Source organism: Flammeovirga sp. SJP92 (assembly GCF_001583495.1).
Taxonomy (GTDB): Bacteria; Bacteroidota; Bacteroidia; order Cytophagales; family Flammeovirgaceae; genus Flammeovirga.
Map to the genome: position 1 here is coordinate 156,227 of NZ_LQAQ01000098.1, position 23,262 is coordinate 179,488.

Below are 23,262 nucleotides of genomic sequence, written 5' to 3' on the forward strand. Positions count from 1 at the left end.
CTAAGCAAACTTTAATTTACTTAGGCATTTAGGGCTACTTTATCATCAATTTATTTTTTTCTTGATTTGAAATACTCTTCTATTTCCTCTCTGCTCAATGCATTAAAAGTCATCTCTTTGGTTAAGCCTCCTTTCTGCCCGACCAATAAACCGTAATGCATATCAGCATATCCTTCTACAGCATGGGCATCAGGATTCAAGGATAATTTTACACCTTTTTCCAAAGCATAATGTACCCATCTCCAATCGAGATCCAAACGCCATGGACTAGAATTGATTTCAATAATTACACCGTGTTTCGCACAAGCGTCAATGACTGCCTTATGATCGATAGGATAACCTTCTCTTCTTAATAAAAGCCTTCCTGTTGGGTGACCAAGAATAGTAGTAGCAGGGTGTTGAATGGCTTTAATTAAACGTTCTGTTGCCTTTTCCTTTGTCATTGTCAAAGGTGAATGAATAGAGGAAACAACAAAATCAAAAGTCGCCAATACATCGTCATCATAATCTAAGCTACCATCAGAAAGGATATCAGATTCAATACCTTTGAAAATCTTGAAAGGAGCTAATTCCTTATTCAATTCATCGATTTCCTGATGCTGTTTTTCAATTCTTTCTACTGAAAGACCATTAGCATAAAAAGCAGTTTTGGAGTGATCCGAAATTCCCAAATACTCATACCCCTGCTCTTTCAAATAAACAGCCATTTCTCTCAATGTATTCTGCCCATCAGAGTAATCAGAGTGATTATGCAAAGATCCTTTAAGGTCGCTGTCCTGTACTAGTTCTGGAATGCCATTTTTTACAAAATCTTCATCAAAAAGACCTTCTCTCAAAGGTGTAGGGAAAAATGGAAGTCCCGCCTTTTCATAAATCTCTTCCACAGAAGCTACCTCTTCTTTTCTCAACACTTCTGCCAATGACATGTTCCCTTCCTTTTGTAATTGAAGGTGCTGAACAGTAGCACTTTTTTGGAAAGACAGCTTAATAAATTCTTCAGAAGAGGAAACAAAAATTTCTAATGGACTTTCGTTCTCTCCAATTGTACCTCTTAAAGTTAAAGGAATGCACTTTTCAGGATCAATCGAAATTCCTTCATACTCTTTAAGAACATCAAGCAGTGAATCAGTACTATCAGTAGCAATTGTAAACTGAAAAACTTCTACAACTTCTCTATACAATGACAGTGCACCTGCAGTTGCTACTTTAAGCTCTTTCTTTTGAAGAAAATCGATAAAATCATTTGCTACTACTTCTGCTTTTGCATAATGCATTCGCTTACGATTTTCCTGCAAGAATAAAACTTGCTGAAGAATTTTAGCTTCTGTTTTAGCCGCAAAACCTTTTAATGCCTGTACTTTATTCTCCTCACAAGCCACTTTCAGTTTTTCCAAAGAATCGATATCCAATTCTTTCCAAAGTGTAGCAATTTTCTTAGGACCAACACCACTCAATCCCATCATTTCAATGACTCCTTCCGGTGTTTTTTCTTCCAATTCTTCTAACTCCTTGAAAGTTCCTGTTTCAAAAAGTGTCAGTAGTTTTTCAGCCATTGTTTTAGATAAACCCACTCCTACTAGACCTTCTTGATCTAAGGCAATAAGAGGAGTACCCGCATTTTCCATGCTTTGAATCGCCGAACTGTAAGCTCTTGTTTTAAAAGGATTAGCACCGTGCAGTTCCATTAATGAGGTAGTTAAACGGAACTTTTTGATTATATCTTTATTTGTCATTGTCTGTATTGAAATTGAGGTTTAAAGTTAAGAAAAAGAGTGATTAATGAAGAATGATAAGCCGATTTATAATAAACTTTAATTCGTCGATAAAAACCTCCAATTGGTAGATTGTACTTCTTTAAGAGAGATCTCAAAATTACTTTTGGATAACATTAATCTTAAAGATCAATCATCATGAATAAATCTATTTTTAGACTAAGCATACTAACAGGACTTTTGGCTTTTATGACTTTTAGTTTTACTTCTTGTACTCAGGAAGATGAAATCATTGAAGATACGGAGGAAAACCCAGAAGCTCCAGGAAATAATTTGCCTGATATATCAGGATACCCGGTTGTGGGAACCAATCAAACTACCTTTTTTAATAATTCACAACCAACCACAACACAAGTAGAAGGAAATGATTTTTATGGTCAAAATGCGAACTACCTAGGTAACGAACCTTCCTATACAGATAATAACGATGGAACGGTAACTGATAATGTGACAGGTCTGATGTGGCAACAGAGTTTTGATCATGACGGAGACGGAACAATTGATGTCAATGATAAACTGACTTACAGTGAAATCCTTGCTTTAGTAGAAAACGGTTTCACTTATGCAGGCTATTCTGATTGGAGGGTACCGACGATCAAAGAAATGTATTCATTGATTTTATATAGCGGAAAAGATATTGCTCCAGAAAGTACTTCAGGTACAGATTTAACGCCATTTATTGATGACAATACCTTTGAGTTTGCTTATGGAGATGTAAGTGCAGGTGAAAGGTTGATTGATATGCAATGTGCAACGACGAATGTTTATGTGAGTAAAGAAGTAGAAACATTAGTTTTTGGAGTCAACTTCGCTGATGGACGTATTAAGGGTTACGGTACTAGAAACCCACACGGAAGTGGGGATAAGGCTTTCAATTATTTATTGGTAAGAGGAAATGCTACTTATGGTCAGAATGACTACACTGATAATGGAGATGGAACGGTAACGGATAAAGCAACAGGTTTGATGTGGTCTACGGCTGATAATGCTGAGGCTATTTTATGGCAAGATGCTTTGAAATATGCTGAAAACAGTGAGTTGGCAGGTCATACAGATTGGAGATTGCCGGATGCAAAAGAGTTGCAGAGTATTGTTGATTACGACCGTTCGCCAGCTACACATAATTCAGCTTCCATTGATCCTGTTTTTGAATGTACAAAGATTATTAATGAAAGAGAGGAGGAAGATTTTCCATGGTATTGGTCGAGTACTACACATGAGTCGATGGCAAATAAAGGTGGAGGAAATGCTGTTTATGTAGCCTTTGGAAGAAGTTTAGGAAATATGAACGGATGGATCGATATTCATGGAGCAGGTTCTCAAAGAAGTGATCCTAAAACAGGTGATCCGGCAGATTATGAAGAGGGTTTTGGTCCTCAGGGTGATGCAATCAGAATTTATAATTTTGTTCGATTAGTAAGAACAGTGAAATAGAGTGTTTTTGAGATAAGAGGTAAGAGGTTAGAAAATAATTTCTTCTTCTTACCTATTTCTCCTTTCTCTATGAAATAGATATTTAAAGAAAATGCAGAAGCAGGTCAATCAAGTTCCATTTATTCTGACCACATTAGTTTGGTTACTTTTATTCTCCATGCCCTTATTGTTTGGGGATTATGAGAACGGAATTAAATGGAATCACATTCATAAAATTTGGGCAGAGTATGCAGTATTGTTGATGGTTTATCTTGTCAATCACTTTTACTTTATGCCTAAATTCTTTTTCAAGGATAAAAAGGTCAAGTACTTTATTCTTGTAGGAATAAGTATTATCGCTTTATCAGTATTAGTGTATTATCTGCATACTTATTTTGAAAATCAACGTCTGCCAAGGATGAGACCTAGAGAGCATTTTCCACCTATGCATCCGCCTCATCAAATGATTAGACAAAAGGAATTTGTGCCTCCTTATGCCAATTTTATCATTCTGAGTATTCTGCTGATTGGATTTGACTCTAGTCTTTTATTTTTCAGTAAATGGACGAAATCGGAGCAAAATAAATTGAAGGCGGAGAAGGAAAATATCGCCAACAAAATGGCTTTTCTGAAAACACAGATCAGTCCGCATTTCTTTATGAATACCTTAAATAATATTCATGCATTAATAGATTTTGAAAAAGAAAAAGCACAGGAAGCGATCATTAGTTTATCACAGATGATGGATTATATGCTCTATGATTCTCAATCGTCTAAAGGTTCTCTTTCTGAGGAAATTAATTTCATAAAAGGTTATATCGATTTGATGAAATTACGATTGATGGATGATTTCGATCTAAAAGTGGAAATTCCTGATGAATTGCCTCAAGTAGAAGTTCCTCCTTTGTTGACGATTTCATTAATAGAAAATGCATTCAAGTACGGTGTAAGCTATAATGAACCTGCTTTTATTCATTTAAAATATACTATTGAAAATAATCAATTGCATTTCTTTATTTCCAACAGAATTCATCAGCATCAGAAGAAAAATAAAGGATCAGGAATTGGCTTAGAGAACACAGAAAAAAGACTGGATCTATTGTTTGGTGATGATTATTCTTTAGATATTAATCAGGAAAACGACATCTTTACTGTAAACCTAAAAATCCCGTTATGATTAGATGTATTGCCATAGATGATGAACCTTTGGCGTTAAAGCAAATCCAAAGTTATGTGGAGAAGATTCCTTCTTTTCAGTTGATAAAAACATTTACGAGTGCCATCAAAGCTATTCAATTTTTGAATGAAGAAGAGGTAGACTTGATGTTTGTAGATATTAATATGCCGGATCTTTCAGGGATGGAATTTGTGAAATCACTAACGAATCCTCCTAAGGTGATTTTCACTACAGCTTATAGAGAATATGCGGTAGAAGGTTTCCAGGTTGATGCGGCAGATTATTTGGTGAAGCCAATCTCCTTTCCTGTATTTTCAAAGTCGTTGGAAAAAACGAAATCAAGGTATTTTTCTGAATCAAAACCTATTGAAGAAATAGAATCTACCGTAAAAAAAGAGAGTGATTTTCTGTTTATCAAAACCGATTATAAGATTGTCAGAATAAAGTTTGAGGAGATAAAATACATTGAAGGAATGAAGGATTATATCCGAATCCATCTTGTGGAAGGAAAGCCTTTGATGATTTTATTTAGCTTGACAAAAGTGATGGATTTTCTTCCTTCCGAGAACTTTTTGAGGGTACATCGCTCTTATATTGTCAATTTGAATGAGATTGTAAGTATCAGCAGAAATAGAATTTATTTTGATGGGGATGTGGTATTGCCTGTGAGTGATCAGTGTAAAGAGAGCTTTCAGGAGTTTATAAATAAGCACTTTTTGAAATAATAATTGCGGGTAGACACGTAGGTCTACCCCTACAACCCCTACGACGAGCTGACTAATTTTTCGAATATCTTTGGTAGAAAACGCTTGATTAAAACGGCTATTTTTTCTCTTGGTCTGCCGATTACAACTTCACTTTTTCCGTTTGTGACTGCTTTTACAATGTCTAGTGCGGCTTTTTCAACTGTAATTCCTCCTTTTCCTTCATCCAAGTGACCCTGTGTTGAGCCATCACCTAAAAGAGCATTTTTAGCAAGGTCCGTTTTTACATACCCCGGTAAAATATTGGTAATTTGAAGATTAGGGATGACGTTTTCTGCTCTTAAAGAATCAAAGAAACCTAAGAGGGCGTGTTTGGAAGAAGAGTAAGCGGTTCTTTCTGGAACACCGAACTTTCCTTGAACACTATTAATGGAAACTATAATGGGGTTTGATACTTCTCTGAGATAAGGTAATGAGGCTTTGGTGAGATACAGTGGCCCCCAGAAATTGACTTTAAAGATTTGTTCAAAAGTGTCGTATGAAGTTTCTTCAAAACCGGCTCTTTGACTGATTCCACCTATATGAAAAATGCAATCAATCATCTCATAAATAGAATAAGCCTCTTTCGCTTTTTGATGTAAAACCTCTTTATCATCCGCAAGGTCTAAAGGCAAAATGCTTACTTCTACTTTTGGATCAATACTTTTTTTTACTTTCTCTAATTTATCTTGATTTCTAGCGGAGAGTATCAACTTTGGATTTTGCTGACTTAATAATAAAGTAACTGCTTTTCCAATGCCAGAAGATGCTCCTGTAATCCAGCAAACCTTGTTTTCAAACCTCATTTTTTTATCCATGCCCGAAAATACAACCTATATTTTTATTTAAATGAGATACGTAATTAAAAGTTATAGTTTTAAGAGATCTGCGGTTTATTTTGAACTATTGACAAAAAGTAAGACAAAGATCATCCGTTAGAGGGGTTTAGTGGATCTTTATCACTGTTATGAATCAAGAGATACTTCGTATATTTGCAAATCAATTTGAAATAGATAAAAGTATCCCATCAAAATTAGTTTTTACTATTTATTGTTGTGATCAACAACTAGTAAAGATGTTATTATTGAAGGAATACGAAGAGGAATTCATATTAACATAAAAATCAAATGTCAGTCCATAAATCAGATATAAAAAAGGTTACTACACATCAATTAGCAGCAATGAAAGAAAGAGGTGAGAAAATATCTATGCTTACCGCTTACGATTATTCAATGGCTAAGATTATTGATGGTGCAGGTATTGATGTTATTTTAGTAGGTGATTCGGCATCCAATGTGATGGCAGGTAACGAAACTACTTTACCAATCACTTTAGATCATATGATTTATCACGCTACTTCTGTAGTCAACGCTGTTGATCGTGCGTTAGTAGTGGTGGACATTCCTTTCGGTAGCTACCAAGGTAGTTCAACTGAAGCATTGCGCTCTGCGATCCGTATCATGAAAGAGTCAGGCGGACATGCTGTAAAAGTTGAAGGCGGAAAGGAAATTGAGGATTCTGTAAAAAGAATTTTATCAGCTGGAATTCCAGTAATGGGACATTTGGGATTAACACCTCAATCTATTTATAAGTTTGGTACGTATACAGTAAGAGCAAAAGAAGAAGCTGAAGCTCAGAAGTTAATTGATGATGCCAAGCTGTTAGAAGAATTAGGATGTTTTGCCTTAGTATTAGAAAAAATCCCTTCAGCATTAGCAGAAAGAGTTGCAAAAGAGTTGACTATACCGGTGATTGGTATTGGTGCTGGTTCTGGAGTGGATGGACAAGTATTAGTTGTTCATGATATGCTAGGTATTACACAAGACTTTAAACCACGTTTCTTAAGGAGATATGCCAACATTGGCGGTATGATGACTGAAGCAGTTCAGCATTATATTCAAGATGTAAAAGCGGTAGATTTCCCGAACGAAAAAGAACAATACTAATTCATTTTTGAGTTAGTCTAAAATTTCGAAACTATGAAAATCGATCAATCACAAGTCATCTATGAAGACAATCATTTAGTGGTTGTGAATAAAGCTCCAGGTATTCTTGTACAAGGGGATGAAACAGGTGATGAAACTCTTTTGGATATTGTAAAAGAGTATATCAAAGAAAAATACAATAAGCCTGGTGCTGTATTTTTAGCACCTGTTCACCGTTTGGATAGACCTGTAAGTGGTGTTGTTGTTTTTGCCCGTACTTCAAAAGCGGCAGAAAGAATGGCGAAGATCTTTCAAGACCATAAGATTACAAAAAAATATATCGCTTTAGTTGGTAAGAAGCCTCAGTACGATGAGGATACAATGATCAACTGGATGAAGAAAGATCCGAAGAAGAACCGTTCTCATGTTTATCAGTCTGAGAAAAAAGGTGGTAAATATGTAGAGACGTATTATCAAATGCTAGGAAGAGTAGGTGATAACTACTGTTTGGAAGTAATTCCAAAGACAGGTCGTTCTCATCAAATTCGTGCACAACTGGGTAACATTGCATCTCCGATTGTTGGTGATATGAAATACGGTGCTCCAAAAAGAATCATGAAAGGTAAATTAATTTTCCTTCATGCAAGAGAATTGGAATTCGAACATCCTGTGAAAAAAACGCCTGTACGTTTTACAGCGAAACTTCCTGATCATGATGTGTGGAGGAACTTCACAGAAATGGCGGCAAGTATCTAAGAGCTTGTTTGAAACATCTATTTTAGTAAAAATCCACCCTTTCAGAACGTGAGTTTATTAATTTCATCAACTATAGAACCGCTATTTTTTCTGAAATTAATTTCCTCACAACCTAAAATGGAAAATTTTTACTTTTAAAATATATATTCCAAACATGCTCTAGTAAAAGCAGTTACTTATTCACATAATGATAAAAACCTCTGTATTTTCAGGATTGGAAATGCAGAGGTTTTTTGGGTTGTCAACAAATATGTTGGTAACTTTTATGAGAATCACCCATTGTGAATAACTTAACTTATCCACATCAATATATTATTGAAATATTTTAAAAGATAGTGTTGATAGTGTGAATAACTAAATTCACATGTTTGTATAACGTTTTCAAATAGCTATTAATCAGTGGATTATAATGTTAGTAAAGTTTGAATAATAAGAAATGCAAAAGTTACCAACATAAGGAGTGAATAAAAGAACAGCCAACATTTTTGATAAACTGATTTGTGAAAATAAATTTTATTCACTTACTTTGAATTACAAAGTACTTTTTATGAAAGAACAAGATTACATCAACGACTTAAAAGAAATCAAGGATATTATGAACCGTTCATCTCGGTTTATCTCCTTGAGTGGCCTCTCTGGAATCAGTGCTGGGATTTGTGCATTAATAGGAGCATACTTCGCTTATGATATTCTATATAATATCGGTTATGAAAGAAATATTATTAGTGGAAAAAAGATTGATGCCCTTATTATTACAGGTGCAGTAACATTATTGGCGGCGATTGGTTCTGCTTTATATTTTACATTTTCTGAAGCAAAGAAAAACGGTCAGAAGCTATGGGACCTTCAAGCGAAAAGGTTATTGATCAATTTGATGATACCACTGGCAACGGGCGGTTTACTGACATTGGCTTTAGTAGCAAAAGGATTTATTGGTTTAGCAGCTCCCCTGACTTTGATTTTTTATGGGCTTGCACTCGTGAATGCTAGTAAATATACCATCTCAGAACTACGTGGTCTTGGGATAATTGAAATAATTTTAGGACTTTTGGCGACGCAATTTATTGGATACGGTTTATGGTTCTGGACAATAGGCTTTGGATTCTTGCATATTGCATATGGTCTATACATGTATTTTAATCCTCAAAAGTGAAAGACTTATTAAACAATTTAAATAAAGCATTTGAAAATAAAGTTCGATTGGGAATTATGGCGGCACTTGTTGTAAATGAGTACCTGGATTTTAATTCCCTCAAAGAACTGCTCGGTGTCACAGATGGCAACTTGGCGAGTCACTTGAAATATTTGGAGAAGAATGAGTTTGTTTCGGTAAGAAAAGAGTTTTTGAACCGTAAACCCAATACCAAATATTCTGCTACCAATGAGGGGAAAGTGGCTTTCCAAAAACATATCAAAGCCATTGAAGATTTACTAAAATAAAAAATTTTAAACTATTACTTTGTATTTCAAAGTACTTTTAAACTATACAATTATGTACAAAAACTTATTTCGAAGAGAAGAAAAAATACTCAGAAGAAGGTTAAATAAAGTGGTACTTCAATTGATGCTGAGGCATTGGCTCTCATTTTAATATAAAAATTTTATTCATTCACTTTGTAATTCAAAGTACTTTTAGAAAACTATGAAAGTAAAAATGATATTGCCGGCATTGGCAGAAGCTGAAAGCCCTTTTTGGAGACCAATCAAATACTCTTTATTTCCACCATTAGGTTTAGCTACTTTAGCTTCTTATCTCTCTTCAGAAGATGAAATTGATCTTCAAGATCAGCATGTAGAAACATTGAATTTGGATGATGAGCCCGACCTTGTAGTCATTCAAGTTTATATCACCAATGCGTATCGCTCCTATAAAATTGCCGATCACTACAGAACAAAAGGAGCCTATGTGGTACTTGGTGGTTTGCATGTGACTTCTCTTCCTGATGAAGCGGCACCACATGCCGATTCTCTTTTTTTAGGACCAGGCGAAGAAACTTTTCCTCAATTTCTTAAAGACTTCAAAAACAAAAGACCTCAAAAGAGGTATTTCTCATCCGTTAGAACACTTGTTGGAGCTCCGCCGATTAGACGGGATTTAATTAAAAGAGAACGTTACCTCGTTCCTAATTCAATTGTAGTGACCAGAGGTTGTCCTCATCATTGCGATTTCTGTTATAAAGACGCCTTTTTTGAAGGTGGAAAAGGCTTTTATACACAACAAGTGGATGATGCATTAGCAGAAATTGATCGTTTGCCAGGTAAGCATTTGTACTTTTTAGATGATCACCTTTTAGGTAATGCAAAGTTTGCCACTGAATTATTTGATGGAATGAAAGGAATGAACAGAGTATTCCAAGGAGCGGCCACAATTGATTCCATTTTAAGAGGAAACCTAATAGAAAAAGCAGCAGAAGCTGGCTTAAGAAGCTTATTTGTAGGATTCGAGACCTTTTCCCCAGAAAACTTAAAGCAAAGCAACAAAAAACAAAACCTACAAAAAGACTATAAGAAAGCGGTTCAAAGACTACATTCTCTAGGAATTATGATCAATGGCAGTTTTGTTTTCGGGCTGGATGATGATGACAAAGATGTGTTTAAAAGAACGGTAGATTGGGGCGTAGAAAATGGAATTACTACTTCTACTTATCATGTTTTGACGCCTTATCCCGGCACTAAACTCTTTAAAGATATGGAAAGCAGTGGCCGTATCATTACTAGAAATTGGGATATGTATGATACCAGAAATGTCGTTTACCAAACCAAAAAACTAACGGCTCAGGAATTAAAGGAAGGCTATGATTGGGCATACAAAGAGTTTTATGCTTGGTCCAATATTCTAAAGGGAAGCCTCAGTCATGATGCGCATAAGCACAAACTAAAACATTTGCTGTACAGTGGTGGATGGAAAAAATTTGAACCGCTTTGGAACTTCATCATTAAATCTAGAAATCTCAATAACATGCTTCCACTTCTAGAGTCAATTTTATCAAAAGTGAACTATAAAGAAAACAGTGCAATGGAGCTGATCACACCAAAGCAAAGAAGTATTTCAAGTCGTCCAAAAGTGATAATTAAGGCTTTGAACAAGCAAACAACAGTCTTATAGACTAAAGCATAACACTTTTAAAAACGAGTTAAAAAATTACTCATTAAACAAATTATTATATAAAACTTTTAATCTAATTATTATGGAACAACAACAAAATCAAAAGCCTCAAAGAAGTTGGGCAAAGAACACAGTAATGGTCAAAGTTGGTATTATTACTATTTTAATGCTGTTATTATTAATACCACTTTCTATGATTGAATCCATTATTTATGAAAGGGAAAATATGAATAGAAAAGCCATTAAAGAGGTGTCTTCAAAATGGTCAAATGAACAGGTGGTGAAAGGGCCAATTCTAACAGTTCCCATGTTGATGGAAAGAGTAAATCAAGAGGGTGAAGTGATAGAATATACAAAGTACTGGTACTTGTTGCCTAAAGAATTAAAGATTGATGGTGACGTAGATCCAAGATCATTAAATAGGGGTATTTACGATATTATAGTGTACTCTTCTAATTTAGATGTGAAAGGACAATTTGATTTAAAGTCAATTCCAAAACCTAGCGATTTGAAAGAAATACAATTGGATAAAGCATTTCTCACAGTTGGAATTAATGATCTCAGAGGAATTAAGAATCAAATTAAAGTCAAATGGAATGATACTACCTTGGATATTGAACCAGGAAGTAGAATACCGAAATTAGTAGAAAGTGGTGTTACAATTCCCGTTACACTTTCAGAAGAGGGTCAATCAAAATATGATTTCAGTTTTAATTTGGTACTACAAGGAAGTCAAAACCTCTCTTTTATTCCACTTGGAGCAACCACTCAGGTAAGCATGCATTCAAAATGGGACTCACCAAGTTTCGTCGGTAATTTTCTCCCTGATACAAGAGAAGTGACAGAAGAAGGGTTTACGGCAAAATGGACTGTACTGCAGTTGAACAGAAACTTTCCTTTACAATGGATATCAGGTGAATTCAAACAATACAGCAACTTTGATCAATCAGCTTTTGGGGTAGACTTACTGATCCCTGTCAATGACTATCAAACTTCCATGCGTTCTGCCAAATATGGAGCCATGACCATTGCATTAACCTTTTTGATTTTCTTTTTGGTGGAAGTGATCAATAAAACAAGAATTCATCCTTTACAATATGCCATGGTGGGGATTGCCCTCTGCTTGTTTTACACATTATTGGTATCGATCTCAGAACACAGTTCTTTCAACCTTGCTTTTGGAATTGCTTCTGTAGCTATTGTAAGTATGATTTCATTATACTCCTTGAGTTTATTTAAAAACAAAAAACTGCCTTTAATGTTGATGCTGATCTTATTCGGAATTTATACCTTCTTATTTATCACATTACAAATGGTAGATTATGCATTGCTGATGGGTAGTATTGGGTTGACAATGATCTTGGGGGCAACAATGTTCTACACAAGAAAAATCAATTGGTATCAATTAAATCTTACACCTACAACAAGTGTGAGTTAGAAATATAAAAAGATCAGGCTAATAATATCAGCCTGATCTTTGATCATGTTGAACGATTTGATAAGTATTTGAGCTGTTGAAAGTACAGACTCAACCACTTAATTTAATTGATTGGTTACTTTTTGAGGTATGTTAAGAACGTCTACCAGAATAAATCCATCTAGGCAATTGTTGAATTTAGGATCAGTATTAAAACCGATGATTTTGCCATTCAACTTGATATACTGACGGATCAAAACCGGTACTTTGTATTTTTTAGAATCAATTTCCATTAATAATTTGTCCAGTTCATTGATGTTGAAATATTCTTTGTTCGTCAATTCATCAATGAATTCTTGGACATTGGAAGTGATTTTATATTTCTTTCTAGGTTTGATCAGATGTGAAAGTTCGTGATCGTATAAGAACTTGTGTGAGTAATAAATGATCGCATCTTTTGATGCATCAGAATAGTCGTTGCTTATACTTACAGAACCGAACATGTATCTGTAATGAGGATTTCTTTTCAAGTAAATATTGATGCCTTTCCAAAGGAAGAATAATGGGAAGGCATCTTTTTGCTTTTCTTTAATCACAAAAGATCTACCTAATTCAATTCCTTGTCGTAAGATAGGTTTAAAACCATCTTTATACTTGAATAGTGTATTGGTATAGAAACCTTTTTTACCGACATGTTCCATGATTTCATCACCTTTACCAATTCTGTAAGACCCGATCACACGGCTTTCTTCCTTATCCCAAATAAATAAATGCTGGTAATATTCATCAAAACGGTCCAAATCAATAGAGTGGTTTGTCCCCTCTCCTACATCTCTAAATGTTTTCTCTCTCAGTCTGCCGATTTCAAGAAGGATATAAGGAATTTCTTCAGATGGGCAGATATATACATCATATTGTTTTTGGCTGAAAAGTAGAGATGAGGAAGATAAATCTTTAATTTCTCCCACCAGAACATCCTTAGGAATAGGCTGGAATAAAGGTTCAGCTTCAGTCTTTACTTTTTTATTAGGCTTCAGGAATTTTTGCGACTTCAATCCTTCTCCTAGCAAATAGGTTTTATTTCTTAAGAAAGAACTGATTTCCTCAACAGTTTCGTGTTTTTGATATTCTTTAGGTTGTATGGGCTGGCCAATTCTGATTTTAATTTTGTTCCCTTTCTTATTTAAGAATTCTTTAGGGATTTGCATAGTTCTTAATGAAGGATGCACTTTGCCCAATAAATGGAACATCCAACTGTTGACTCCATGAAAATAAACAGGAACCACAGGTGCATTTGCACTTTTGATTAAGCGAATAGACGATTTTGTCCAAGGTCCATCTTCTATTCTTTTATTACTATTATAATAGGTTGATACTTCACCAGCTGGGAAAAGACCAATTGAGTTACCTTCATCTAAGGTTTTCAGTACTTTAGAAAAGGCATTTAGTTTCTTTTTACGAAAAGGGTCAACACTAATAAACAAGTCTTGAAAGGGTTTCATGACCTCCAAAAAATGGTTGGCAGTGACTTTAAAATCAGGTCGGACTTTGTTCATCATCTGCAGTAATAATACACCATCAAGTAATCCATATGGGTGATTGGAAATACTTATAAACGCACCTTCTTTAGGAATTTTAGCTAGATCTTCATCACTGACTTCAAAAGAGATATTGAGCATGTCCAATGCCTTTTCAATCAATTCAATCCCTTCATAACGAGATAGTTTAGTGTACATCTCGTTCATAGCCGAAAGTCCTAAAGTTTTCATGATAAGCTCAGTAATCATTTTATTTGTACCAAGCTCTTTCATCATCTTATCAGTTGGTATTATCTCAGTCTGCATAACTTTGTGATTTATTTCTGAAAGTTAGAAATCACGTTTTATCTGAAAGTTATTTAAAGCTTAATTCTATTTTGTTTTTAGGTGAATTACACGTTACAAAGTCATTTTTAGGTAATAAAACCAATTTAGTTTGATGTTAATCAAATAGTCGTTTTTTTCTTTCCATTTAGATTCCTCTTTATTAACTACAAATCAGTGAATTACGAAAAAAATAACTTCCAATATTTAAAATTGAAATTTTAAATTTGAGTAGGTTGAAAGTGAAATACTATTCTTTGTTATATTTGGTTATGCAAATAAATAATTCTTTATAAATTAGAATCTTAAAATTTGTAATCAATTTTACAGGTTAGCGAAGATTGAATTTTTAATTGTTACATTAACTACTTAAAAATGAGTACTGAGTATTCCTTATTCTTGTTTTTTATACATTTGTTTTAGCAAATAATAGTGTATTTGAAATTACAAATATATAAAGTGTGTAAATATAAAGTTAACTATTGATTTAGCTTTAAAAGCTCAAAAAAATGAAATTTTACTTTGAGAAATAGAGGATTACTGATACTTTCAAGTTATCATATTAAACACCAATAAACACATGAAAACTTTTACTCCTTCAGACGTAACTACAGCACAGATGCATGGTTACCTTTTAAATGCTATTGCCCCTCGTCCAATTGCTTTTGTAAGTACAATTGATGATGAAGGCAATGTTAACTTAAGTCCTTATAGCTGTTTTAATTTTTTTGGAGCCAACCCACCAATTTTGCTATTTTCACCCACAAGAAGAGTGAGAGGTAATACCGTTAAGCATACTTTGGAAAACATTTTACAGACCAAAGAGTGTGTAGTTAACATTGTACCATACACTATTGTAGAACAAATGTCACTTTCCAGTACCGAGTACGATAAAGGCATTAATGAATTTATTAAATCTGGTTTGACAGAACTTCCATCTCTAGATGTAAAAGCACCAAGAGTGAAAGAGTCGCCCGTACAGTTTGAATGTAAGCTTCAGCAAGTTATTGAAATGGGACAAGAAGGAGGTGCAGGTAATTTGGTTATATGTGAAGTGATCAGAATACATGCCGATGAGAACATATTAGATGATAATGGCATGATAGAAGGTGCCAAATTAGACTTGATGGGAAGAATGGGAGGAAACTATTATGTAAGAGCTTCAGGCGATGCCTTGATGAGTATTGAGAAGCCAATCAGGAAAAAAGGAATTGGTATAGATCAATTACCCTTACATATCGTTGAAAGTGAAATATTGACAGGGAATCAATTAGCAAAACTTGCAAACATAGAAGCAATTCCATCCATTGAATCATTAGAACATATAGAGGTTCCTATGATGGAGTCAAGAGAAAACAATCACATTTTAGCAGGAAAGCTATTAGATAAAGGAATGGTGGAGGAAGCTTGGAAGGTTTTGTTGAGTTAGTAAATAAAATATAAATGTTAAAAGATACATGTAATACTGTATATATATATATAATATCTTAATTTGGTATCAATAAGCAATTATTGTATTCATTACTTAAAGTGTATAAAATGATGCTAAATTATTTAGCGTAATATCAATTTTTGAGTCCATACAAAAAGACTATATATTTTATCAAATCTTCAATTTTTACAAATGAACTTTAGAAAACTACTGTTATTGGGAGTTTTTGTCCCTGCATTTACATATGCTCAGGACAAAAAATTACCTGAACAAACACCGATTAGTGTTAATGTTTTAGAGCAAACAAAACAAAAAAAAGAGCAAGAGAAAGAATTGCTTGAAGCTGAATTAGAGAAGAAGTACAAAGCTGACTCTACAAGAAAAGAAGCTAAAAAGAAGGAAGCATTATCTTCAATTCAATTGACAGCGTCTCAGAAATCAGCATTCTCTACTTTTCAAGAGCTTAAAGGCTTAGAAAAAACACTACTAAAGAAAAGAGCTGAGGAAAAAGTTACATTCAAAGGGAGTAATGAAGAAAAAGAACTTCCTTTCACCTTGACAGAATCTTTTATCAGTCACTTACCTGAAAAGCGACAAAAGACTTTTAACCTTCAAAGATCACAATGGGTTAAGAAAGAAGCATTGGTGGGCACTGACAATAAAGAGAATGAAAAAGAATTTGATTCAAATATTAATACAAAAATAAGTGAAGAGCAGTTGCTTGTTCAAAGCAGAAAAGAATTGAAAGACTTGCTTTCAAATGGAAGAGTGATGTCTGAAGATCCTACTTTATCATTGCGTAATGACTCAACACTAATTTATGAGTATGATTTGAATGGTGATTCTGTATTAGTTGGTAGAAAGCTTCGTTCTTATGATCAAAATGATTTCATCGAAACTTATACAACTCAAGATCTCACTTCTTCTAATACTTGGGAAACTGTTGAATTTGTTGAGATTGAAAGAAGTGAAAATAATTATATTACTAATCAAAAAACGTATGATTTTCCTAATGGAGAAAAGACATTATTGTTAGAAAGGTCTTATACTTGGGACTCAGACTTTAGCTATACATTAGTCTATGAAGAAAGAGATAATAATACAGGGGAAATGATGCCTATCTCTAAGGTAGAAATAGAGTTTGATGAAGAATGGAGAGATCTTTCTTACAAGAGTATAAATTATAATGAAAAAGTAAATGCTTATGTAGGTTGGGGATATGCATATAATGTAGAATATGACGAGGATGGAAATCAAGTCTTCTATCAAAGGCTTGATTATTCAAAAGTTTTGGATGAATGGTTTGTTTGGTATGAAGAGGAAACTGAAATTGATGGAAACACATTCACTACAGTCCGAAAAGAAAGAGATTATTACAAGAATGGTTTCTACAAGGAATTAACATTAGATCAAAAAAGAGTCTTTGAATATAATGAAGATGGTAGGTATTTATCTGAAGTGATATATAATTGGAATCATTCTATTGAAGATTGGGTAGGTGAAACAAAGAAAAATTACGAATATGATTATCAAGGTAACATAACATCAGAAATTTTTTATAAATGGGTACCTTCAAAAATGGATTTTGTAGTAGAATACAAATATGAAGATCTATTTGAGGAAGGTTTCAAAACAGAAAGAACTAGATATGACTTTGTGAATGATGATTTTGTTGCTGATTGGAAAAGAACTTATGCTTTTGACGAATTAGGTCGTCAGATATTGAACGCTTATCAAGAGTATAATGTAGAAGTTGAAAAATGGGAAAAGGTAAGTAAGGTTATTAATGAATACGATGAGAATGATTTTATTACATTAATGGAGGATTACTATGGAGAAACAGAAGATGGAGAGTGGTCAAAAAATGTAAAAAACCATAGAATGTATGATTCAAATGGTAATGTTTTGTCTTTTGAGTATTATAGGGCTAATGACAATGTTTGGGAAAAGGCATCGAAATATACTTCCACATATGATCTAAGGGATAGAATGATATCAATGATTACTTATGGAGTTGTTAATGATGAATGGGTAAATACTAACCAGACATTGAATACTTTTCATGAGGACGGTAGGGAAGAGACTATTGAAGAAGAATGGATAAATAACGCTTGGGTTGGTTATTCAAAAAAAATCATTAAAAAAGATGAACAAAATAGATTAACTCTTTCAGAAGATTATCTTGTTGTAGATGAAGGTTGGGAGAAATCAACCACGAAGACAATGTCTTATCATGAGGATGGAAAAGTATGGGTTGAGAAAGTAACTGCACATATTGAGGGGTATTCAAGTTACAGAGAAGAAAATGTATATCACAGAAATAGTAGTTATTCTAAAACCTTAGAGATGTTTCAATCGGGAGGCATTGATGATACATATACTTATGGGTATAAATACGAGAAAGAATTCAATCATCCTCACTATTCATATTCAATTACAACAAGTAAAAATTATGATTGGGTAGAAGATGCTTGGGTGCAAAATTATGAATCAATAGAATCATTCAATGACGAAGGATTACTTGTAACAAATCATTATTTAAGAAACATGGATAGTGAAACTTCTATCTATGGAACAAAGTATGAATACAACTATGACAATAATGGAAATATAATTAAGCAACAAACTTTTAATTGGAATAGAACTACTGATGAATGGCTAAATAATAGTGTGTATGAGTATGCGTATAATGATAATAATTTCATAATAGTTTATATCTATTTTAGTAATTGGGATGGAGAAAAGTATACATATGGTTATAAACGTGAGTATGAAAAATCGGATGAGAATCAATTGTTAACACAAGAGTTTTTCTCTTGGAGTGATGCTAATTGGGTAAAAATGAATAAAAGATATTATTCCTATAACGATCTGGGTCAAAAAAAATCGGAGATACAAATGCTGTGGGATTCAGTAGAAAATGATTATGTCAATAACTATAAGGAAGAATGGAATTTCACTAACAGTACAGATTATAGTTATGAAACATTCAACTTCTCAGAAAATGAATGGGTTTCAGACAGCTATCAAGAATATCAAGAAATAGGTAATATTACAGAGTATATCACTTTTGCTTCTAATAAAGCAGAAGTAATAAATTCAATTAGACGAGAAACATATACAGATAATAAACATAACTATACTCTGAAAGAAGAGTATGTAGATTTTGTATATCCATCTAATTCCCAAATGAGTTTATATGAGAAACACTTTGATGAAAGAGTAAGTAGTGAGTGGGAATTCTATGGTTTAAAATATAATTCTGAAGCAGGATATTGGTCTAATAGTAGTTATAAAGTGATCGAGGATTCTGTAGATAACGTTCTGAAGAGTCGTATTTACTATAAGAATACTGGAAGTTATTCAAATCCTGAATGGGAACTTTATGAAAAGTTTGAATACACTTTTGTTGATGGAATACAAATGGGTGTTATGACATATAGTTTAGATATCAACGGAAACTTTGTAGAAGAAGATAACTATTTGAAAACAAAAACAGATGATACTACCACAGATGATATAGAACAAAGTTGGAATGGGAGTGAATGGGTTAATCAAAGAAGACAGGAAGAGTTTTTCAATGAAGACGGAGATAAAATCGGATATGCAAGATATGATTGGTCTTCTGATAAGGGGGATTGGGTAGGTTATTATAAATCAATTGACTATACTTTATATCATGATAATGGAATAAGAAAGTATTATAACTATGAAAGCTATAATTGGGAAAATGATCAGTGGGTTGGTTCATATGCTTACGATTATTCTTATGATGAAGAAGGAAATATTATTTCAAATATCAGCTACAGATATGATATCAATAAGAATGAATGGTTTGGATATAATAAGGAAGAGTACTCGATTGAAGGAGATAAAAACGTTACTATCAATTCTTATTGGAGTTATGATATTTCAGATTGGGAATATTATAGAAAAAACCTATCTCAGACTTCATCTAATACTCAAGGTGTAATGACAAAAAATGTTTTAGAGGTGGAAAGCTGGAACCCAGAAACAGAGAACTGGTTTGGAGTAGAAAGAGAAATTACTCATTACACAGAAAATTCATCAATCTTTGAAAGATATGTATACCTTAAACAAATAGATCTTTGGGAAGGTGCATATCGAACCGAAATATTTAAGGATCAATCAATAATAATAAGGTACTCATGGATTGAAGATGAAGATTGGATACCATACCAAAGGGAGACTAATATTGAGGAAATAAATATAGATGGTTCGAGATATACGGAATACTTATATGAGGACTATATTGATGAAGAATGGAAAAAAATAAGAATCGAAGAACGTTTTGACAATTGGAATAATTGGGAGGAATCATATTCTATCATAAACTTATATGATGAAACTATTGAAGAGTTCTTACCTTCTGTAAAAAGATTTTACTATGATAATATAGAGTATACATGGAGTGAGGAACTAATGGATTGGAAAGAGTTCAGACATAATCTTTATAATGAAAGATATCCTCAGCAATGGAGTACTATCGAAAATGAATGGGTAAAATATAAAGATGAGTTTAGCTTTTATTCGCCAACTCTTGAGCATAATATTCCTTCAGAGTTATTTATGGAAGATCACCCTACTTTTGATATTGTATTTACAAAAGGTACAGAAGACATGATACTTTCAACTTCTGGAACTGTAGCATCTTTAGAAGGAAATACCCTAACCCTAAATGAGGTTGGAGAATTAGTACTTACAGTTGTTATTCCTGAAGGAGTAAATGAATATGGCATTACTTATACAGGTAGAACTGTTGAAATCAAAGTAGATGTAAAAGTAGGAAGTATCAATAGTATTGATGATTTACTTCCTGGACAATTGCTTCTATATCCAAACCCTGCTACAGATGTAGTAAATATTGCTTCTGAAGCAGCATTGATTTCTCAAGTAGAAATATTTACTGCAGCTGGGCAAAAAGTAGGTAGTACTACTGACAGTACAATCAATATTGGTGGTTTGAATAAAGGAATTTACATCCTTAAAATTGCTACGAGCAAAGGTGTAACTTCTAAAACACTAATTGTAAAATAAAACGCAATTTGAAATAAAAGAGACCGAAACAAAAAATCCCTCTTACAGCATCTTGTCTGTAAGAGGGATTTTTTTGTATAAAATTAGCTTACTTCCAACCTTCGTTTAAGAAGTCGTGGAATGTATCGCCTCTTAAACCTAAACGAATAGTTTCTAAAGGAATAACTTCTTTAGGAGCGATATTACCAAGGTTCACGTTTGTGCCGATCAACTTGATAAACCAAACTTGTTGTGCTTTTTGTGGAGCTTCCCATATGATATTTTCATAAGGGATTTGGGTTAAAATCTCTTCTACTAAACCAGATCTAACTTCACCCGAAGAACGGAACAAACCAACGTTACCACCTTCACGAGCTTCACCGATTACTTTCCAAGCTCCGGCATCTAATTCAGCACGCATCAATTCGATCCACTTGTATGGAGGAATAATTTTCTCAGCGTCTTTAGAACCTACTTCTGAAAGAACAGTTACTTGTTTTGATAATTTGTTGATGTATTCGCATTTTACATCATGAGCCATATCCATAGATCCATCAGAAACTTCTGCGAATTCTAAACCGAATTTATCTAAAACTCTTAAGTAGTCTTCGAATTGGTTACGGATAACAAAAGCTTCAAATAAAGTACCACCTAAGTAAACGTTGATACCCGCTTCTTTATAAAGGTTGATTTTATCTTGAAGCTGAGGAGTTACATAAGAAGTAGCCCATCCTAACTTTACTATATCAATGTAATCTCCTGATGTAGACAAGACGTCTTCTACTTCACGTAAAGACATACCTTTATCCATTGCCATTGTTAAACCTTTGTTTCTTGGTTTAGCACTTCTTTCAGGAAGATTATTTAAAACGTAATTCATCATCGGACGATTTGAAATAAAAAAAACCGACTTCTCTCGTCGATACATTTTTAATTGCTTACTAAGTATATTCAAACATTATACACAATAAGACGAGGCGCAATTTCGTAAAACTGAATCGCTTATAGTGTATATTTTTGTTAAAAAAATGAAATATTAATGCTAATTATCAATAATGAGGGATAGGACTCAAAAATGAATGTAAAAAAGGGTCAAAAATGAATATTAATGTATTTTAGACACTAAAAATTACTTCTTTTTGAAACTTAAAATCGCTGATTCTAGGATTTTCTTCACTGTGTTATTAGGAATGAAATCAACTAATTCAGTGTGAGCATCATAGTTAAGCTTTAATGCTACCTCAATATGTTTGTATGCATCCTTTAGTTTTCCAAACAGCATATAATATCCTGCAAGTCTATAATGAATGGAATGATTGCCCTCTAAGTGATCAAGTGCTCTTTTCAATACATTGATAGCTTCTTCGGTTTCATTCTCATTATAATAAACCATAGACCATTCTATCCATGCTTTAGATCTGTGTGGATTGATTCTACAAGTCTCTTCAAAAGCTTCTATACCTGAACTCAAATTGCCCAATGCAGTTTCAGCCAATGCTAAGGAAAACCAGTATTCATCATAAAATTTATTCAGCTTTACAGCTTTACTCAAATAATGAGTGGCTTCTAGATAATTGCCCAATAATCGATGATTTTCTCCTATTCCAAACCATGCTTCATCATAATTCTCATCAACTTCTATGGCCTTCTTGAAGTAACGAATACCAACGTTGTAGTCCTTCATCAGTTCAGCTGAAGCACCCAAGTGACAATACAGTTCGGCTGTTGGTTCCTCAGTATTTTGCAAAGCTTCAAGATAGGCTCTAAAAGCTTCAGCATATTCCTTGAGGTTCATATGACAATGCCCTGTTTGCATGTGAGCACTCTCAAAGGTGTCATCAATTAAAATAGCATATTCAAATGCCTTTAGCGCATCATTGTATTCTTTAATCTGACTGAAGTAAATTCCCAAATTATACCACGCATCAGTATTGTAGGGATCTTTATCAACAAACTGTTGAAGGAAGTTGTGAAGCTCTTCCGTTTGATTAAGCTGTACACAGCAATCCACTAGTTCATAAATTGTATTTTCATGAGACATGTCACTTTCAATGGATTTTTTAAAGGCTTCTACCGCTTTCTCAAATTCATTGATGGACTGAAGTGTTATACCAATGTTATAATAAATATCGGCAGGGTTTTCTGCATAGGGCAAGGCGGTCTCAAAACTGCTGATGGCTTTTTCTACTTCGCCAACAATAGAATGTAGAGACCCTTTATGAAATAAGACATTGAAGTCTGTTGGTGCAATTTGTGCGGCTTCATTAATAGCGGCAAAAGCATTAGAATAATCACCTGAAAAGGCCAGTATCCTTGCTTGAAGTACTTTTATCGTACTGGAAAATGGATAAACACTATTGGCTACCTCGCATGCTTTAAGTGCTTTATTGATATTAAAATTGACGAAATAGTGTTCAATGATATCTTCAAATGTACTTAGGTCAAAAAATTCTACTCTTCCCTCCTTTTCCATCAATTCAAATTTTTCTAAAGCACTTTGTATGTTATTTTGACTATCGGGCATATTGAAGTTTTTAAATAGAAAGTTCTATACAATATCGCAATAAATATAATGTAAAGTTGTTAATAGACTTCTATTTATGTGAATTGAATTTAAGGGGA

General features: G+C 33.6%; 16 protein-coding genes. 11 read left to right on the forward strand and 5 right to left on the reverse strand.

The annotated features are described in order from the left end of the window. Window positions 1-50: 50 nt before the first annotated feature. Complete coding sequence (locus tag AVL50_RS24870) at window positions 51-1,733, reverse strand: DNA polymerase/3'-5' exonuclease PolX (protein WP_062619532.1); 1,683 nt, start codon at window positions 1,731-1,733, stop codon at window positions 51-53. 177 nt (window positions 1,734-1,910) lie between these two features. Between AVL50_RS24870 and AVL50_RS24875 the strand changes: the two genes are divergently transcribed. The 3 genes from AVL50_RS24875 (at window position 1,911) to AVL50_RS24885 (ending at window position 5,087) form a co-directional block, all read left to right on the forward strand. Next, the gene (locus tag AVL50_RS24875; RefSeq protein WP_216639086.1) at window positions 1,911-3,206 is read left to right on the forward strand and encodes a DUF1566 domain-containing protein; all 1,296 of its coding nucleotides are present in this window, start codon (window positions 1,911-1,913) and stop codon (window positions 3,204-3,206) included. A gap of 91 nt (window positions 3,207-3,297) precedes the next feature. Further along, window positions 3,298-4,362 (forward strand): sensor histidine kinase, encoded by a 1,065-nt coding sequence (locus tag AVL50_RS24880; protein WP_062619538.1) that lies wholly within the window; start codon window positions 3,298-3,300, stop codon window positions 4,360-4,362. Further along, window positions 4,359-5,087, forward strand: a complete 729-nt coding sequence (locus tag AVL50_RS24885; RefSeq protein WP_063850901.1) for a LytTR family DNA-binding domain-containing protein — start codon at window positions 4,359-4,361, stop codon at window positions 5,085-5,087. The genes AVL50_RS24880 and AVL50_RS24885 overlap by 4 nt, the downstream gene beginning before the upstream one ends. A gap of 38 nt (window positions 5,088-5,125) precedes the next feature. Here AVL50_RS24885 and AVL50_RS24890 read toward each other — a convergent pair whose 3' ends face one another. Then, on the reverse strand, window positions 5,126-5,911 hold the full coding sequence (locus AVL50_RS24890; protein WP_063850910.1) for an SDR family NAD(P)-dependent oxidoreductase: 786 nt from the start codon (window positions 5,909-5,911) through the stop codon (window positions 5,126-5,128). A 321-nt stretch (window positions 5,912-6,232) separates the two neighbouring features. Here AVL50_RS24890 and panB point away from each other — a divergent pair, with 321 nt between their 5' ends. The 6 genes from panB to creD all read left to right on the forward strand — a co-directional run bounded on the left by panB (window position 6,233) and on the right by creD (window position 12,330). Then, complete coding sequence (gene panB, locus AVL50_RS24895) at window positions 6,233-7,051, forward strand: 3-methyl-2-oxobutanoate hydroxymethyltransferase (protein ID WP_062619542.1); 819 nt, start codon at window positions 6,233-6,235, stop codon at window positions 7,049-7,051. 33 nt (window positions 7,052-7,084) lie between these two features. Continuing rightward, on the forward strand, window positions 7,085-7,786 hold the full coding sequence (locus tag AVL50_RS24900) for an RluA family pseudouridine synthase (RefSeq protein WP_062619544.1): 702 nt from the start codon (window positions 7,085-7,087) through the stop codon (window positions 7,784-7,786). Window positions 7,787-8,246: 460 nt separating this feature from the next. Beyond that, window positions 8,247-8,939, forward strand: a complete 693-nt coding sequence (locus AVL50_RS24905) for a hypothetical protein (RefSeq protein ID WP_253764322.1) — start codon at window positions 8,247-8,249, stop codon at window positions 8,937-8,939. Beyond that, complete coding sequence (locus AVL50_RS24910; RefSeq protein WP_044211174.1) at window positions 8,936-9,226, forward strand: transcriptional regulator; 291 nt, start codon at window positions 8,936-8,938, stop codon at window positions 9,224-9,226. The genes AVL50_RS24905 and AVL50_RS24910 overlap by 4 nt, the downstream gene beginning before the upstream one ends. 202 nt (window positions 9,227-9,428) lie before the next feature. Continuing rightward, window positions 9,429-10,892, forward strand: a complete 1,464-nt coding sequence (locus tag AVL50_RS24915) for a B12-binding domain-containing radical SAM protein (RefSeq protein WP_082795998.1) — start codon at window positions 9,429-9,431, stop codon at window positions 10,890-10,892. Window positions 10,893-10,974: 82 nt separating this feature from the next. Further along, window positions 10,975-12,330, forward strand: a complete 1,356-nt coding sequence (gene creD / locus AVL50_RS24920; protein WP_062619553.1) for a cell envelope integrity protein CreD — start codon at window positions 10,975-10,977, stop codon at window positions 12,328-12,330. Window positions 12,331-12,428: 98 nt separating this feature from the next. Here creD and AVL50_RS24925 read toward each other — a convergent pair whose 3' ends face one another. Next, window positions 12,429-14,153, reverse strand: a complete 1,725-nt coding sequence (locus AVL50_RS24925; RefSeq protein ID WP_063850903.1) for a lysophospholipid acyltransferase family protein — start codon at window positions 14,151-14,153, stop codon at window positions 12,429-12,431. Between the two features lie 598 nt (window positions 14,154-14,751). Here AVL50_RS24925 and AVL50_RS24930 point away from each other — a divergent pair. Continuing rightward, on the forward strand, window positions 14,752-15,600 hold the full coding sequence (locus AVL50_RS24930; protein WP_062619556.1) for a flavin reductase family protein: 849 nt from the start codon (window positions 14,752-14,754) through the stop codon (window positions 15,598-15,600). A 195-nt stretch (window positions 15,601-15,795) separates the two neighbouring features. After that, window positions 15,796-20,661, forward strand: coding sequence for a T9SS type A sorting domain-containing protein (locus AVL50_RS24935; protein ID WP_062619558.1), 4,866 nt, complete (start codon window positions 15,796-15,798; stop codon window positions 20,659-20,661). Window positions 20,662-20,749: 88 nt separating this feature from the next. Here AVL50_RS24935 and AVL50_RS24940 read toward each other — a convergent pair whose 3' ends face one another. Both AVL50_RS24940 and AVL50_RS24945 read right to left on the reverse strand, forming a co-directional pair. Further along, the gene (locus AVL50_RS24940) at window positions 20,750-21,520 is read right to left on the reverse strand and encodes a phosphosulfolactate synthase (protein ID WP_062619662.1); all 771 of its coding nucleotides are present in this window, start codon (window positions 21,518-21,520) and stop codon (window positions 20,750-20,752) included. A 249-nt stretch (window positions 21,521-21,769) separates the two neighbouring features. Beyond that, window positions 21,770-23,164, reverse strand: coding sequence for a tetratricopeptide repeat protein (locus AVL50_RS24945; RefSeq protein ID WP_062619560.1), 1,395 nt, complete (start codon window positions 23,162-23,164; stop codon window positions 21,770-21,772). Window positions 23,165-23,262 lie beyond the last annotated feature (98 nt).

Coding starts and splice junctions, on each gene's coding strand:
- AVL50_RS24930 (WP_062619556.1), top strand. CDS start 14,752: ATGAAAACTTTTACTCCTTCAGACGTAACTACAGCACAGATGCATGGT.
- AVL50_RS24915 (WP_082795998.1), top strand. CDS start 9,429: ATGAAAGTAAAAATGATATTGCCGGCATTGGCAGAAGCTGAAAGCCCT.
- AVL50_RS24885 (WP_063850901.1), top strand. CDS start 4,359: ATGATTAGATGTATTGCCATAGATGATGAACCTTTGGCGTTAAAGCAA.
- AVL50_RS24890 (WP_063850910.1), bottom strand. CDS start 5,911: ATGAGGTTTGAAAACAAGGTTTGCTGGATTACAGGAGCATCTTCTGGC.
- AVL50_RS24875 (WP_216639086.1), top strand. CDS start 1,911: ATGAATAAATCTATTTTTAGACTAAGCATACTAACAGGACTTTTGGCT.
- AVL50_RS24880 (WP_062619538.1), top strand. CDS start 3,298: ATGCAGAAGCAGGTCAATCAAGTTCCATTTATTCTGACCACATTAGTT.
- AVL50_RS24925 (WP_063850903.1), bottom strand. CDS start 14,153: ATGCAGACTGAGATAATACCAACTGATAAGATGATGAAAGAGCTTGGT.
- panB (WP_062619542.1), top strand. CDS start 6,233: ATGTCAGTCCATAAATCAGATATAAAAAAGGTTACTACACATCAATTA.
- creD (WP_062619553.1), top strand. CDS start 10,975: ATGGAACAACAACAAAATCAAAAGCCTCAAAGAAGTTGGGCAAAGAAC.
- AVL50_RS24900 (WP_062619544.1), top strand. CDS start 7,085: ATGAAAATCGATCAATCACAAGTCATCTATGAAGACAATCATTTAGTG.
- AVL50_RS24940 (WP_062619662.1), bottom strand. CDS start 21,520: ATGAATTACGTTTTAAATAATCTTCCTGAAAGAAGTGCTAAACCAAGA.
- AVL50_RS24945 (WP_062619560.1), bottom strand. CDS start 23,164: ATGCCCGATAGTCAAAATAACATACAAAGTGCTTTAGAAAAATTTGAA.
- AVL50_RS24870 (WP_062619532.1), bottom strand. CDS start 1,733: ATGACAAATAAAGATATAATCAAAAAGTTCCGTTTAACTACCTCATTA.
- AVL50_RS24935 (WP_062619558.1), top strand. CDS start 15,796: ATGAACTTTAGAAAACTACTGTTATTGGGAGTTTTTGTCCCTGCATTT.